General features: G+C 49.1%; 14 protein-coding genes. 10 read left to right on the top strand and 4 right to left on the bottom strand.

The features are described from left to right. Nucleotides 1-105 precede the first annotated feature (105 nt). The 4 genes from H6G89_RS17365 to H6G89_RS17350 all read left to right on the top strand — a co-directional run bounded on the left by H6G89_RS17365 (nucleotide 106) and on the right by H6G89_RS17350 (nucleotide 4,557). On the top strand, nucleotides 106-249 hold the full coding sequence (locus H6G89_RS17365) for a chlorophyll a/b-binding protein (protein ID WP_190508607.1): 144 nt from the start codon (nucleotides 106-108) through the stop codon (nucleotides 247-249). 610 nt (nucleotides 250-859) lie between these two features. Next, a complete protein-coding gene (locus H6G89_RS17360) occupies nucleotides 860-1,342 on the top strand; it encodes a type IV pilin-like G/H family protein (protein WP_190508605.1) in 483 nt (160 codons plus the stop codon). Nucleotides 1,343-1,673: 331 nt separating this feature from the next. Beyond that, nucleotides 1,674-2,549 carry an alpha/beta fold hydrolase gene (locus H6G89_RS17355; protein WP_190508603.1) on the top strand — a complete coding sequence of 292 codons (876 nt, stop codon included), beginning with the start codon at nucleotides 1,674-1,676 and terminating at the stop codon, nucleotides 2,547-2,549. Between the two features lie 223 nt (nucleotides 2,550-2,772). Continuing rightward, on the top strand, nucleotides 2,773-4,557 hold the full coding sequence (locus H6G89_RS17350) for a TolC family protein (RefSeq protein WP_190508600.1): 1,785 nt from the start codon (nucleotides 2,773-2,775) through the stop codon (nucleotides 4,555-4,557). A gap of 208 nt (nucleotides 4,558-4,765) precedes the next feature. On the opposite strand, the gene H6G89_RS17345 is transcribed toward H6G89_RS17350, so the two are convergent. After that, complete coding sequence (locus H6G89_RS17345) at nucleotides 4,766-5,080, bottom strand: hypothetical protein (RefSeq protein ID WP_190508598.1); 315 nt, start codon at nucleotides 5,078-5,080, stop codon at nucleotides 4,766-4,768. A gap of 192 nt (nucleotides 5,081-5,272) precedes the next feature. Here H6G89_RS17345 and H6G89_RS17340 point away from each other — a divergent pair, with 192 nt between their 5' ends. Continuing rightward, on the top strand, nucleotides 5,273-5,803 hold the full coding sequence (locus tag H6G89_RS17340; protein WP_190508596.1) for a hypothetical protein: 531 nt from the start codon (nucleotides 5,273-5,275) through the stop codon (nucleotides 5,801-5,803). Here the strand turns inward: H6G89_RS17340 and H6G89_RS17335 are convergent. Next, nucleotides 5,800-6,462, bottom strand: coding sequence for an RNA polymerase sigma factor (locus tag H6G89_RS17335; protein ID WP_190508594.1), 663 nt, complete (start codon nucleotides 6,460-6,462; stop codon nucleotides 5,800-5,802). The genes H6G89_RS17340 and H6G89_RS17335 overlap by 4 nt on opposite strands. Before the next feature lie 540 nt (nucleotides 6,463-7,002). On the opposite strand from H6G89_RS17335, the gene nuoH reads away from it, so the two are divergent. The 5 genes from nuoH (at nucleotide 7,003) to H6G89_RS17310 (ending at nucleotide 10,768) form a co-directional block, all read left to right on the top strand. Next, the gene (gene nuoH, locus H6G89_RS17330) at nucleotides 7,003-8,121 is read left to right on the top strand and encodes an NADH-quinone oxidoreductase subunit NuoH (protein WP_190508592.1); all 1,119 of its coding nucleotides are present in this window, start codon (nucleotides 7,003-7,005) and stop codon (nucleotides 8,119-8,121) included. A gap of 57 nt (nucleotides 8,122-8,178) precedes the next feature. Beyond that, nucleotides 8,179-8,766 (top strand): NAD(P)H-quinone oxidoreductase subunit I, encoded by a 588-nt coding sequence (gene ndhI, locus H6G89_RS17325; RefSeq protein ID WP_375539698.1) that lies wholly within the window; start codon nucleotides 8,179-8,181, stop codon nucleotides 8,764-8,766. 81 nt (nucleotides 8,767-8,847) lie between these two features. Then, a complete protein-coding gene (locus tag H6G89_RS17320) occupies nucleotides 8,848-9,495 on the top strand; it encodes an NADH-quinone oxidoreductase subunit J (RefSeq protein WP_190509002.1) in 648 nt (215 codons plus the stop codon). Nucleotides 9,496-9,521: 26 nt separating this feature from the next. Beyond that, complete coding sequence (gene nuoK, locus H6G89_RS17315; protein WP_190508590.1) at nucleotides 9,522-9,827, top strand: NADH-quinone oxidoreductase subunit NuoK; 306 nt, start codon at nucleotides 9,522-9,524, stop codon at nucleotides 9,825-9,827. A 20-nt stretch (nucleotides 9,828-9,847) separates the two neighbouring features. After that, a complete protein-coding gene (locus tag H6G89_RS17310) occupies nucleotides 9,848-10,768 on the top strand; it encodes an NAD(+) kinase (RefSeq protein WP_190508588.1) in 921 nt (306 codons plus the stop codon). Between the two features lie 221 nt (nucleotides 10,769-10,989). Here the strand turns inward: H6G89_RS17310 and H6G89_RS17305 are convergent, their stop codons facing one another. Continuing rightward, complete coding sequence (locus tag H6G89_RS17305; protein ID WP_190508585.1) at nucleotides 10,990-12,183, bottom strand: homospermidine biosynthesis protein; 1,194 nt, start codon at nucleotides 12,181-12,183, stop codon at nucleotides 10,990-10,992. A gap of 545 nt (nucleotides 12,184-12,728) precedes the next feature. Then, nucleotides 12,729-13,517, bottom strand: a complete 789-nt coding sequence (locus H6G89_RS17300) for a ferritin-like domain-containing protein (RefSeq protein WP_190508583.1) — start codon at nucleotides 13,515-13,517, stop codon at nucleotides 12,729-12,731. Nucleotides 13,518-13,667: the final 150 nt, after the last annotated feature.

Raw genomic sequence — 13,667 nt, 5'->3', positions numbered from 1 at the left:
TGCTGTCATCAGTACTATCAACCATTCAGCGAGAATATTGTCAAGTAACCTAAAGTTATGTTAACTTCTATTACAGAAGTTGAATTTCTATTGAGGTTACTCCCCATGCAAGATCAACAAGCAAAGTTCGGATTTACTCAATTTGCTGAAACCTGGAACGGTCGTTTGGCAATGTTAGGATTTGCAATCGGTCTCGCAACTGAGTTGATTACTGGAAATGGCATTCTCTCTCAGTTAGGGTTGATGTAATTACTTCATCGCATCATTTATCGCAGAACTGACATTGAAAGGCGCGGATTCCGCGCCTTTTTTCTTGGACGGGCGATCGCCACAATTCAAGTTAGTAATTGAGACACTGTGAATCCTCGCCAAACCTCTTGTCACGACAGGTGCATCTGACGGTTAGGGGAGTGGCGGTTAAAACCGCAGCTACCAGAACAAAACCCGCCTACGCAGGGACGGTCGGCGAAACTCAGTCGAGTCGCGGACTTTGCTTTAATAGCCGCGAATTCATTCACCAGGCTCTTAAACCGAACTGACGTTACTTAGATCTGTATCGGTAATTTCTGAAAGTGAGATCAGCCATAGATTTCCAAGTATCAGAACCAATTTGCTCACCCCTCGCTTCTTCTCTACCCCAAAGTGATGAATGATTCCTCATCTCCACAGTAATTTCATACCGATTTTAAGAGTTCACAAAGCTCAGGCATCGCTCCTGCTCTGAATTCCGGATTTTTTTTTGCTTTCAGGAATAGGTAAACAAGAACACCGTGAAATTACTCAGTGATTTTAATTACGTGGTGTTCGCACAACCCCGGAGTCGGAATCGACCATCCCACTCTCTAAGGAAGAATTACCTATGAAGGCTGAACTACAAGCGAAATTTCTTCAATATTGGGTTAAGTCTATCCCGCAAGATCGGGGCTTTACCCTACTGGAGTTGCTGGTCGTAATCATGATCATTGGCTTACTATCAGCCCTTGCCCTGCCCTCATTTCTCTCTCAATCGAGTAAGGCTCGTGAGTCTGAGGCTTTAACCTACGTTGGCTCCATTAATCGAGGTCAGCAGGCATACTTTCTTGAGAAGAATGCTTTTGGTAATTTAGAAGACTTACAGGTAGGTCTTTCGACGTCCAAAAACTACACCTATGCCTCAACTCCAGTAGGCGCAGGTAGCCTTGCTGCGGCTGTGACGACTGCTACTCCGGCAGGAGTGATGCGGGGCTACGCAGGGCGAGTCTGGCTAGGCACCTTAACAGATGGGACACTGACTTCCTGGTCAATTGTCTGCCAGGGTACGCCCGCCACTGTACCTGTGATTACAGGCACCGTTTGCCCCTAATGATTCTACTTAATCTGGGATAGTTCGAGTTGGGCGAGGATAAGAGTTCAGAGATTCAACTGAACCACGGGCGATCGCCGGGATGTTAAGCTGTAAAACGAAGTCAAGTAATGGTATTAATCGTTACATTGCGTCTCTCAATCGGGCACTAAAGCGCAGTGGTTCCTAACCGGATATCACAGCTATATCAAGTCCTTAACGTTAAGGCTTCAATAAAGAAGTAAGAAAGACTAAGCGATTTTGATTGTCCCAGTTTGATTTCCCTGTCTCCACTCTCTTGGAGCAATCAGGTTTAGGAGGCGCACCTGCGTCCACTGTTTTTTTAGAGTTTATGACCGCATTAGAATCTGGATGGCAACACTGCTTCGTTGAAACGAATCGCATTCGACTGCACTGTGTGACTCAAGGGGAGGGTGAACTGGTTGTCCTGTTGCACGGGTTTCCCGAGTTCTGGTACTCCTGGCGACACCAAATTCCAGCGTTAGCGCGTCACTTTAAAGTAGTGGTACCTGATTTACGGGGTTACAACGACTCTGATAAACCAGCCGATGGGTATGACTTAGATACGCTCAGTAACGATATTCGCGGGCTGATTGAGAGCCTGGGATATCTGAAGGCGCATGTTGTGGGACATGACTGGGGTGGCACGATCGCCTGGTCTTTGGCACAAAAGTTTCCTCAATCCATCCACCGTCTGGCATTGCTCAATGCCCTACATCCGCATGACTTCACTCAAGCCATGATTAGTAACCTGGATCAATTGCGGCGCAGTTGGCACATTCTGGCATTTCAGGTTCCAGCGTTACCCGAATGGTTGATCCGTCAAAACTTGCGAGCTTTTGTGAAAAACATGCTTCAGGAGCAAGCCATTCGTAAAGGGGCTTTTTCCACGAAAGATACAGAACTGTATCAAGCTGCTCTCGAAAAGCCAGGGGTCTTGACCGCCGCTATCAATCACTATCGTCAACTGTTTTCTCCGCAGGCGTGGCTCAACCAATGGGGGCGATCGCCCCGACCGATCACTGTGCCCACGTTAGTCTTGTGGGGTGAGGAAGATTCCCTGATTAGCCGTCAGGTGATTGAGGGGATCGACAAGCTAATTGCGGCTCCGTTTCGGTTTGCGCCGATCGCCCAATGTGGTCATTGGATACAACAAGAGGCTCCGCAAACCGTAAATCGAGAACTGTTGAACTTTCTACGGCGGTAAGGCGATTGTTTATCTCTTAAAAAATCATTCTCTAGATATAAATTTTGGAGTCTTGCATCGGGATTGAGTAAGATTATTCTGCGAGTTGATCCAACCGGATGAAGTGTAAACTCCTTGAGTTCCCTAAACTAACTCATGGGTTATTTGCCAAGTAAAATACCCTGTCAGTATCTACTTCAGGTTTTTCTTCCAACTCGTTCTTTGGACTGTAAACTCATCCAACATGCAACCCAATCATCCTCTAATTGCTCTCAGCATTGGTGCAGCCATTGCCCTTAACTCTGTTGGAACTGCCTCTGCTCAACCTCCCTTACCGTTCAATTCTGCTTCAAGCTTGACTAAGGGCAGTCAATCTGAAGAGGACAAATCAAATCCTGAATATCCCCTGGCAGTGATGCAAGGCGGTTCATCCTTTGAGGTCGTTGCGTCCCCAACGGTTGGGGCTCCGGTTGCCATACCGCTCCATCAATTCCAATCCTCCCAGTCAGTGCTACTGGTGCAAGCTCAAGATACATCGACGGCTCAAGCGGCTCCAGACCCTGCACCAACACCGACCAATCCAACTCCAACTGAAAATTTACCAGCCGTTCCTCGACCAGATGCTGGCAATTCACAACCTGAAACGGATATTCCAACGCCTGCGATCTCAGCTCCAGGTCAGATTGACTCTGCTCCAGAATACTTAAACGCTGAACCTAACCTGTTACTGTTTCCAACTCGTCCCGAAGAGGTTGAGCTCATTGGCACTCAGCCTATTACGTTGCAACAGGCGTTAGAGTTAGCACGACGCAATAGTCGGGAACTTCAAGTTGCTCAGTTAGAGTTAGAAAGAAACCGAGCCAGTTTACGCGAGCAGCAAGCCGCGAATGACCCGACCGTCCAGGCAGGGGTATCGCTGAACGCTGTAGAAAACCAGAACCAGGGACAGACCGATGTGTTTGGCCGTCCGGTGGGTAACCAGGATGACATTAACGTCACGCTTGGTGGTACAGTCCAACTTGACTACAACCTGTTTACCTCGGGTCGGCGATCGGCGGCAATTCGGGCGGCTGAAGGGCAGGTGCGCCTACAGGAATTGCAGGTCGAAACTACCGCAGAACAGTTGCGGTTAGATGTCACCAATGATTATTACGACTTGCAAGAAGCAGATGAACAGGTGCGGATCTCTCGAGACGCTCTGGAGCAAGCAGAACGCAGTTTGCGAGATGCGGAAGCACTGGAACGGGCAGGGGTGGGCACCCGCTTTGATGTGCTGCAAGCTCAGGTAGATTTGGCAAACGCTCAGCAGGAGTTGAGACAGCGCATTAGTGAGCAACAAATCTCTCGTCGCCAGCTAGCCCGCCGCTTGAATTTACCGGAAACCATTAATATTGCAGCAGCGGATCCGGTTCGAGTTGCCGATCGCTGGGGGTTGACCCTGGAAGACAGTATCGTTCTCGCCTATCGTAATCGGGCTGAGTTGCAGCAGCAGTTGGTTCAGCGAGACATCAGTGAGCAACAACGCCGAGCCGCTTTAGCTGCACTGGGGCCTCAAGTCTCGTTGAGTGCAGCTTATAACGTTAGTAACCTGCTCAACGAAGATGAGGGCTTCCAAGATAATTACGAGTTAGGGGCGCAGGTCAGCATCACTTTATTTGATGGTGGGGCAGCTAGAGCGCAGGCAGACCAGCAGGAAGCAAATATTGCGATCGCTGAGACTCAATTTGCCGATGCTCGTAACCAGGTTCGCTTTGAGGTCGAACAATCTTACCTGTCCCTGCAAGCCAACTTTGAAAACATTGCGACGACGGCTTTGGCACTTCAGCAGGCAACAGAAGCTTTGCGGCTAGCGCGTCTGCGCTTCCAGGCTGGGGTTGGAACACAAACTGACGTGTTGCGATCGCAGACGGAGTTGACCCGTGCTGAGGTGAATCAGTTGAACGCCATCTTGGGATATAACCGCTCGTTGGTGCAATTGCAGCGATCTGTCAGCAACCTAACGAGTAGTAATCTGGCAGAAACGCCCTAAGGCAAGGTATAGCTTTGGTCAGAAAGCTTACGACAAAGGCGATGGCTCAACCACTGATTCTGGGGAAGCTTTCTGACTCGCCTTCGCCCTATCGAATGGGGCTACGGCCATAAAACGCAGAGGGCAAAAAGGGAAGCCGAGATCCTTGTAGGGAGGCTTGGTGGATGTCCTCTGCTGGAGTGTGCGATGCGATTACGACTCAGTTCCTCTATTTCTCTGGGATGTCTAAAACGGCTTCAGCAGAGCACAATAGCTCAATCACTTGTTCTGCGGAAATTAATCGTTTTAGCACCACTTGCCCAATGGCGTGGGCTGGGTCATCTTGTGGCATGGAAGGTTTTACTTCCAACATCAAAACGGCATCTTCAACTCGATGGAGCCATAGCTTTTCGCCACGCTCTACCATGCACAGGTTCATCCGATAAATTTCGGGTTTACGTCGCCAGGCGAGTTCGTTCCACAACCCACCAAACTCCCATACTCTGCCAACGTTCCATCCATCTGAAAGAAAAAAATACTTCACGGGCGTTCACTACCGAGGCTATTCGCTGGAATTCAATTTCTCCTGCTTAGGATACCTCAGTCGGTGGATCAGTTTGGAATTCTGAAGAATGAGTTATGAATGACGATATAACCCCCGGTGAAATCACAGGTGAAGGAATCACTGGTGATTGACTCACGTCAGTAATGAAATCTCTGCTTAAATCGTTGACGTATGACTAAATCAATTTTTCAACAATCCGATCGCCCCTCTAAACCAGGTATGAAGACGTGGCTCAGTTGGGCACTGCTTGCAGGTGGACTGAGCCTTGTGCCTTCTCAGGTTGTTGCGTCACCGCTTCTCCAAGGGGACATGACTGCTGCCCAAACAACAGCGGAACGAGTCAGCCCACACCTGAAGCAGACCCAACCCGATGTATTACCCATTCCCCTCGCGATCGTGCAACCGAATGGCAATGCGATAACCATTCAGGTCATCAACGCAACCGGGGCTGAGTTGAGCTATCAAGTGATTGGTGATACTCAGTTTCGCGCTTTAGGTGCCCAATCTCAGGCAACGCTGCAAGACCTGGGTATTCCTACAACACTGACTTTTCGACGCAACGATGGCGGTCTAATCAGCCCCACCATTGAAGCCAACAATTCCACAAGCACACTCACCCTAATTTTGCAGGCAACCGAAGACTTTACGGTCGATCGCACCGCCTTACGAATTGAGCCGACAGGGGCCGTCTATTTGAACTAGCTCTCGGAGGGGACAGGTTCCGCTCCAATTAGACTGCGGTTCTGCCCCTCCAGGTAAATGGCTCGAATATCCTCTGGCAGGTTGGCTTCTAACTGTTGATAGCCTGCCTGAAGTTGCTGTTTCACCTCTGCTGGAGAGATCATCTCTCCTTCAGCCTGGAGATAGGCGGAAATGCGAGTTTCGCTCCAGTGGAAGGTCTGTGCCATTAACACCATCAGGCGTTGCACAGGGGGGAGTTGATCGAGCGATCGCTCAATATAGCACCAGAGTGGAGGCGGAGCCGCTTGCAACGAATAGTGAATTGACTCAACAGGCGGTAAATCAGCACGGTTGATACAAACGGCAGTGATGTTGATAATCCAGCTTTGCAGGTTCATCACCTCTGAGCCTGCCGCTGAGCTTTGATGCAGATCCAAGCCCCCCAGTTCGTGATAGATATGTCGCCAGGTAATCGCAAACAAATAGTCAGCTTGAACGGGCGATCGCGCTGAGTGGCGAATCAACGTGTACACAATCGGGCTGTAACGGCAAAAAATCGCTGTGAAGTATTGACCCGCATCAGGGTGACGCTGAAACAGAGTCAGTAACTCCTGATCGCTGTAGTGATGCAACGATTTCAACAGGGGGTGGTGGCATTCAGGAAAGTTTGGAATTTGCACAATAATCTCAGTTCCCTCACACGTAATCGGTCGGTCGCTATTAAGAATTGGCTGAAATGAATAGCTCTCAATATACACATTGTTTGGAATTACACAACTTTTTTTACAATAAGTTTTTAAAAATGGCAGCAAATGCATTTGAGGTCTCAGGGGCGATCGCTCAAATGGACAAAAACCCTATGAAAACTTATTAAAAACATATCCAGATCATTAACTAAACTCATTACTTTAGATAGATTTAATTCGATTTATGAGAGTTAAACCATAATTAAAAATCTATCTATGTCCCGTAGCCCTGATTAGAGAAGCGTTTGAGCAGTTCGAGCAAATACTGAATTCTCCGCTCTCCTGCTTAGAACTTCTTGTGGATGAGTGCCGCTTTGAGAACCCTGCAACGATATACTGATGACGAGGACTGCGTGAAGATTCTTCACAAACAAGCGTTCCTGCTTTGACCCGATGGATCTGGACGAGTCTGCAATCAGCCCAATCGTTTTTTGTGAACCTGCTTAACAGAGCACTAGCCTAGAGCGGCAACCTATGAATTCTGGAATTGATTTACAAAGGAGCTTTATTGAAGCTCTTAGCAGTTTTGGCTTATCACCAGAGTTGGCAAAGGTCATCTGGATGCCATTCCCTATGCTCCTGGTCCTTCTGGGTGCGACTTTTGGTGTACTCGTTACCACCTGGTTGGAGCGGAAGATCTCAGCAGCCGCTCAACAACGGATCGGTCCTGAGTTTGCTGGACCTCTGGGAATGTTGATTCCCATTGCCGATGGTGCAAAATTGCTCTTCAAAGAAGATTTAGTTCCAGCCAAATCTGACCCCTGGCTGTTTACGCTTGGACCTGTATTGGTTGTTGTACCAGTCTTTTTGTCCTACTTGATTGTGCCGTTTGGTCAAAATTTACAAATCACTAACCTGGGTGTTGGTATCTTTTTGTGGATTGCACTATCGAGTATTGCCCCCATCGGCTTGTTGATGTCGGGATATGCCTCCAATAACAAATACTCGCTGTTGGGTGGCTTGCGCGCAGCGGCTCAGTCCATCAGCTATGAACTGCCTTTGGCACTGTCTGTGCTGGCGATTGTAATGATGTCAAACTCTCTCAGCACCATTGACATTGTCAATCAGCAATCCGGTTATGGCATCCTCGGCTGGAATATTTGGCGACAGCCCATTGGCTTTTTGATCTTTTGGATCGCAGCTCTGGCAGAGTGTGAGCGTCTCCCCTTTGACCTGCCCGAAGCAGAAGAGGAGTTGGTTGCAGGGTATCAGACTGAATATTCTGGAATGAAGTTTGGTCTGTTTTATCTCAGCTCTTATGTCAACTTAGTGCTCTCTGCCCTGTTTGTTTCGGTGCTTTACTTGGGTGGTTGGGATTTTCCCATTCCCATCAGCTTAATCGCCGATTGGATTGGCGTGAGTGAGACAACTCCCTGGTTGCAGGTTATCACTGGGGCGATCGGCATTATTATGACCGTCTTTAAGGCCTATCTACTCGTTTTCATTGCAATCCTGTTGCGTTGGACGGTACCCCGCGTTCGGATTGACCAGTTGTTAGACTTAGGTTGGAAATTCTTGTTACCAGTCTCGCTGGTGAATCTGTTGTTAACCGCAGGGCTTAAGCTTGCCTTCCCCGTTGCTTTTGGTGGCTAACTGAATCGATTCTCCTCTTAAGTTCAATCCACTTGCTTCAACTTTACTGTGATCGCCATGCTGAAATTTCTTAAGTCTGTTGTTGACTACGCAAAAGAAGCAGGACAAGCGGCAAAATACATCGGGCAAGGGCTGTCCGTTACCTTTGACCACATGCAACGCCGCCCAATTACCGTTCAATATCCCTACGAGAAACTCATTCCTTCTGAGCGGTTTCGGGGTCGAATTCACTTTGAGTTTGACAAGTGCATCGCCTGCGAAGTCTGTGTTCGGGTTTGCCCGATTAATTTGCCCGTTGTTGATTGGGAATTCAACAAAGAAACCAAGAAGAAAAAACTGAATCACTACAGCATCGACTTTGGAGTTTGCATCTTCTGTGGCAACTGCGTTGAGTATTGCCCCACGAATTGCCTCTCGATGACTGAGGAATATGAACTGGCAACGTACGATCGCCACGAGTTGAACTTTGACAATGTGGCATTAGGACGTTTGCCTTACAAGGTGACTCAAGATCCCATGGTGACTCCACTGCGTGAGCTTGCCTATCTGCCCAAAGGCGTTCTGGAGCCCCACGGTTTACCAGCAGGGTCGCGTCGGGCTGGTAAGATGCCAGAAGAGATCTTAGAAGAAATGGAAACGAAGTAGCCTGATTTGGATCGGCTATACCTTGAGTGGGCGATCGCAATTAGACATGTTGATGCACTATTTGATGGAGACGAGGTAGCGGTGAATCTAGCAGATGGGGTTCAAATTGTTTCGTTCGGCATCCTTGCCTTTATGACGCTGGCAGCCGCATTGGGTGTCGTGTTGTTAAATAACATTGTCTATTCAGCGTTTCTGCTGGGTGGTGTTTTTATCAGCATCTCTGGTTTGTATATCCTGCTCAATGCTGGATTTGTCGCTGCGGCTCAGGTGCTCATCTATGTCGGAGCCGTTAACGTTCTGATCCTGTTCGGGATCATGCTAGTTAACAAGCGGCAACCGTTCCGCCCAGTGGCTAATGCCTGGTTGGGCAGGGCGGCTACTGCTCTGGTGTGCTCTGGTCTGTTTGCCTTATTGGGAGCAATGGTGCTTGCGACTCCTTGGGCAATTTCAGGGTCGCCTGTTGCAGGAGATGGAGCAATCTACACGATTGGGCTACATTTCTTCAGCGATTTCTTATTGCCGTTTGAGTTGGCATCTGTATTGCTGTTGATGGCATTAATTGGGGCGATTGTCCTGGCACGCCGCGAGTTTTTGCCAGACGATTCCTCAGCCGTCCAGCCTCAGCAGCCCGTGTTGACGCTGCCGGAACGTCCGCGTGAGCTGACTTCTGTTGGCATCACTCGTCCAGAGCGGACGATTACTGAATCTCCTGGCGATCGCAACGCTTAATTCACCCTTTGACACTGACACAATCCATGCAACTACAGTATTTTCTTCTTATTGCTGCCGCTCTTTTTTGCATTGGCATCTATGGTCTAGTCACCAGCCGCAACGCGATTCGAGTCTTGATGTCAATTGAGCTATTGCTCAATGCGGTCAACCTCAATCTGATGGCGTTTTCCAACTACCTTGACCCTCAAAGTGTCAAAGGACAAGTGTTTGCGGTATTTGTTATTTCCATTGCTGCGGCTGAAGCGGCTGTGGGTTTGGCAATTGTTCTATCGATTTACCGCAACCGCGATACTGTAGATATGGAGCAATTCAATCTGTTGAAGTGGTAGCAGATTGAGCATCGTCGGGAGTGGAATTAAATCAGGTCATTATTGTTCATAAGGCGGGCGATCCCCTGAGTCAACGTTGGGCAGAAAATTGTGCCCGACAGTTGGAAGCGCGTAATTGCAAGGTTTTGTTGGGACCCAGTGGGTCTAAGGATAACCCCTACCCGGTTTTTTTGGCGTCGGTTTCTAAGCCCATTGACTTTGCTCTTGTTCTGGGTGGTGATGGTACTGCTTTGGGAGCCGCCCGTCATCTTGCCCCTGAAGGCATTCCGATTCTGGCACTCAATGTGGGCGGAACGTTGGGTTTTCTCACTGAGTCTGCTGACGACTTTGGCAACTCCAATCTTTTGCTAGATCGACTCCAGGAAGATCGCTTTGCGGTGCAGCGACGGATGATGCTCCAGGCAACGACCTTTGAGGGTAGTCGCAGCAATCGGGAACCGATGAGCGATCGCTACCTGGCTCTAAACGAGATGTGCGTTAAGCCTGCCTCTGCTGACCGGATGATTACCTCCATTTTAGAAATGGAGATCGATGGGGAGGTGGTCGATCAGTACCAGGGGGATGGGTTGATTGTGGCAACTCCGACAGGTTCCACCTGTTACACCGTTGCGGCAAACGGTCCCATTATTCATCCTGGTATGGAGGCGATCGCTGTTACCCCCATTTGTCCATTGAGCCTCTCCAGTCGTCCCATTGTCCTTCCTCCTGGTTCGGTCGTGAGCATTTGGCCGCTTGCTGATCGCGAACTGACGACTAAACTGTGGATGGATGGGGTGTTAGCGACTTCTATCTGGCCGGGACAACGAGTGGACATCCGGATGGCAGACTGTCAGGCGCAATTCATCATCCTGCAAGAAAACTATTCCTACTACCAGACCCTACGAGAAAAACTGCAATGGGCAGGGGCACGGATTCGTTACAGCAATAATCACCGAAACTGAAAAAAAGGATGAAGGATAAAGGCTGAAGGATAAAAAGAGAGCAGTCCGGTAGGATGTATTAGCGCAGCGTAACGCATCATCTTTACATCCTTTATAGAACGAGGCGATCGCGATACCTTTGATCTAATCAAAGTGTAAAAGCGGCAGTGAGTTTCGATTACACACAACCCACCACCGCTTAACTTTCATCATTTATCGCTCATCGTTTAGCCTTTTCCGCCCTACCGTTTAATGGGTGTACCGCAGGGATACGTTGCGACAGGTTCACGAGTCGCGGTGACGATTTGAGCGATCGCTGCTGTGGGTTGCTCCGGTTGGCGAGCTTTGGCTGCGTAATAGGCTAACCGCAAGCGATCGAGCATCTCTTCCCGGCGATCGTACAGTCGCTTCAGTGGACGGGGAGCACTCTGGCTCATGATATAAGCGGTCATGATGGGTAGGGCGATCGTGCTGTCGGTGTAGCAGACGATGGTGCTGGGCAACTCGTCAGGGTCAATCTTGCCCCAACTCACAGCTTCCGAGGGGGTTGCGCCCGACAGTCCCCCGGTGTCAGGACGAGCATCCGTGATTTGCACAAAGTAGTCGTGCCCCCGTTCCTCCAGTCCCAACACCTCGTGGATTTGAGGTTGAGTTTGCAGCAAGAAGTTTTTGGGGCTACCACCGCCAATAATGATGGCGGCACTCTTGCCTTCGCTGCCGTCACTTGCTGCATCCCGTGCCGTATAGGCGATCGCGGCGGTTTCGTTGACATCCTGAGAGGGATCAATCACCAGTTTTGATCCTTCCAATGCCAGAGCGGCTACATTCATCCCAATCGAGCTATCCCCTGGCGAGGAAGTGTAGATGGGCACACCGCATTCATACGCAGTGGAGAGCAAACAGGAGTGTTTGACGCCGATTTGCTTTTCAACGGCGTTAATGTATTTGCCCAACAGATGATGGAACTCAGCAGTGCCCATGCGTTTTTGAAAGGGCTCTGCCCGCAATAGTTCTCGGATAAAGGCGTCTGTTTCGAGCAACACATCATAACCAAAGGTGATGTCGTAGATGCGGATTTGCCCTTCTTCGCGCAGTTTGACATCATCTGCAAAAGGATTGCCACTATACAGATTCAACCCTAATCCGTAGTGCAAATCATGATACAGGTTAGCTCCAGTGCTGATGATCCAATCAATAAAGCCATTGCGAATCAATGGAGATAGCACGGAGACGCCAAAACCAGCAGGAGTCAACGCTCCAGACAGACTTAGACCAACAGTGACTCCATCTTGCATAACATCGTGGCTCAAAAGATGACAGATTTCGCGCAGACGAGCCGAGTTATAAGCGGTGAAATAATTGTCGATTAAATCTACAACCCCAATTTCAGTGGGCATGGGGGTAGGTGCAATCTTACGGTTGAGTAGGCTAGACATGGTGGGACTCCCAAATGAATTAAACACATCGAAGTGAAGTGAACATGCGTTTCGGCGGAAGAACGGCAAAGACTCTAAAGCAAACATGGCTTTGCATCACTACAAAACCGTTACCCCCTTTGCTGTTGGCTCAGCACCAAAAGCAAAAGCAGTCAGCGAATAGCACTGCTAACAAAGCAGGACGATTTGCCGTCATCCAAATCATTTAGTTAGGAAAAACTCTAAAGAGAGCTTTGACCGACCGAGTTCGCAAGGCTACTAAAAACAACATTCATGCCGTTTATTAGCGGGTAGCCAATAGCTACTGCCTGCCAACCTACAGTTACAGGTCGATCAGCTCATACTGGGTCCTTCACAACGGTCTGCCCATGACAGAGCCGGGTCGGAGAGCCGCTTGCGCTGTAATTTCATTTCTAAGTACCACACTGGAAGCCAACAACATCCAGCTAATGCAGAAATTCTCAACGCACTGCAACCTTTTGCAACACTACAACACACCTAGTGTAGCATCTGCACTGGTGGACGGTTCAGCAAGTTTACTGAATCTATATATTCACCTCTGTAAAGAGATTAGTGTTGAGCGCGATGCAGGCTTGTTGAAAGAAGGTTGTAAACGAGTAGCCTGCGGCTTGCAGTACGGGGCGGTGGCTTACCCACACGGCAATCAGAGTGACTTGGAAGAAGCACCTATACAGGATTCGAGTGAACCACTGTCGCCACTGCGGATGCGATCGCCAGATGCGCTGTAACGTCTCGGTCTGAAACTGAACGTGTTGAGTTTCATCCTGGTGAATTTGCTGACAGAGATCATGTAACAGAGGCGATCGCGTTGCTATTCCCAGAGCAGGGTAATAGAGTGTTGCCACCACCTCCGCCGTTAATAAAACCATCAATGCTATTTCCAAATTTGCCAAACGGCGCAGCCTACGAAACCAGGTATCAGACCAGTGTTTTTGTGCCAGAGGTAACTGATGCTGACGCATGAATTGTCCCAAATCCTGGGCGTGCCGTTGTTCTTCACCGATAAAGAGTTTGATGACCTTGACCCAATGGCAATCTCCGCTCTGTTCAGCGTAGTTTCGGGCGAGTCGCATCAAGTGTGTTCCTTCGGAGCTTTCGCCTAATTGAAAATAACTGATGGAGTGAGCAATGATCTGCTTTTCAGTGTTAGTTAAGGGTGTCTCGTCGTTCCAGGGTAGCGATCGCGGAGTTTCTCGATTGAAGCGAAAGTAAGTTAACCAATCGGCTGAAGTTCGGTGCAAGGCACTGGCCCTACCCGGGGGATTGCTGGCATGGGATGTGGAGACGTGAGAAAAAGAAGTTGCCTTCATCATAGGAATTGGCGGAATGGATGAATTTTATTTCTAGAACAGCTGAACGCTATAGATAGCGGTTCGAGGAGGGAGCGCGATAGACTACCGATCGCACACCGCTGAGGGATCGATCTTGTAATTCAGTCCTCCAGTTTCAGCACTTTTTTGGAA

The sequence above is a fragment of the Oscillatoria sp. FACHB-1407 genome (assembly GCF_014697545.1).
Lineage (GTDB): Bacteria > Cyanobacteriota > Cyanobacteriia > Elainellales > Elainellaceae > FACHB-1407.
The sequence above is the reverse complement of the archived record's forward strand: the minus strand, read 5'-3'. Positions and strand labels throughout refer to the sequence as shown.

Bases quoted from the DNA above. Each gene is read 5' to 3' on its own strand.
- H6G89_RS17360 (WP_190508605.1), top strand. From the start codon at position 860: ATGAAGGCTGAACTACAAGCGAAATTTCTTCAATATTGGGTTAAGTCT.
- H6G89_RS17365 (WP_190508607.1), top strand. From the start codon at position 106: ATGCAAGATCAACAAGCAAAGTTCGGATTTACTCAATTTGCTGAAACC.
- nuoH (WP_190508592.1), top strand. From the start codon at position 7,003: ATGAATTCTGGAATTGATTTACAAAGGAGCTTTATTGAAGCTCTTAGC.
- H6G89_RS17350 (WP_190508600.1), top strand. From the start codon at position 2,773: ATGCAACCCAATCATCCTCTAATTGCTCTCAGCATTGGTGCAGCCATT.
- ndhI (WP_375539698.1), top strand. From the start codon at position 8,179: ATGCTGAAATTTCTTAAGTCTGTTGTTGACTACGCAAAAGAAGCAGGA.
- H6G89_RS17355 (WP_190508603.1), top strand. From the start codon at position 1,674: ATGACCGCATTAGAATCTGGATGGCAACACTGCTTCGTTGAAACGAAT.
- H6G89_RS17340 (WP_190508596.1), top strand. From the start codon at position 5,273: ATGACTAAATCAATTTTTCAACAATCCGATCGCCCCTCTAAACCAGGT.
- H6G89_RS17300 (WP_190508583.1), bottom strand. From the start codon at position 13,517: ATGATGAAGGCAACTTCTTTTTCTCACGTCTCCACATCCCATGCCAGC.
- H6G89_RS17305 (WP_190508585.1), bottom strand. From the start codon at position 12,183: ATGTCTAGCCTACTCAACCGTAAGATTGCACCTACCCCCATGCCCACT.
- nuoK (WP_190508590.1), top strand. From the start codon at position 9,522: ATGCAACTACAGTATTTTCTTCTTATTGCTGCCGCTCTTTTTTGCATT.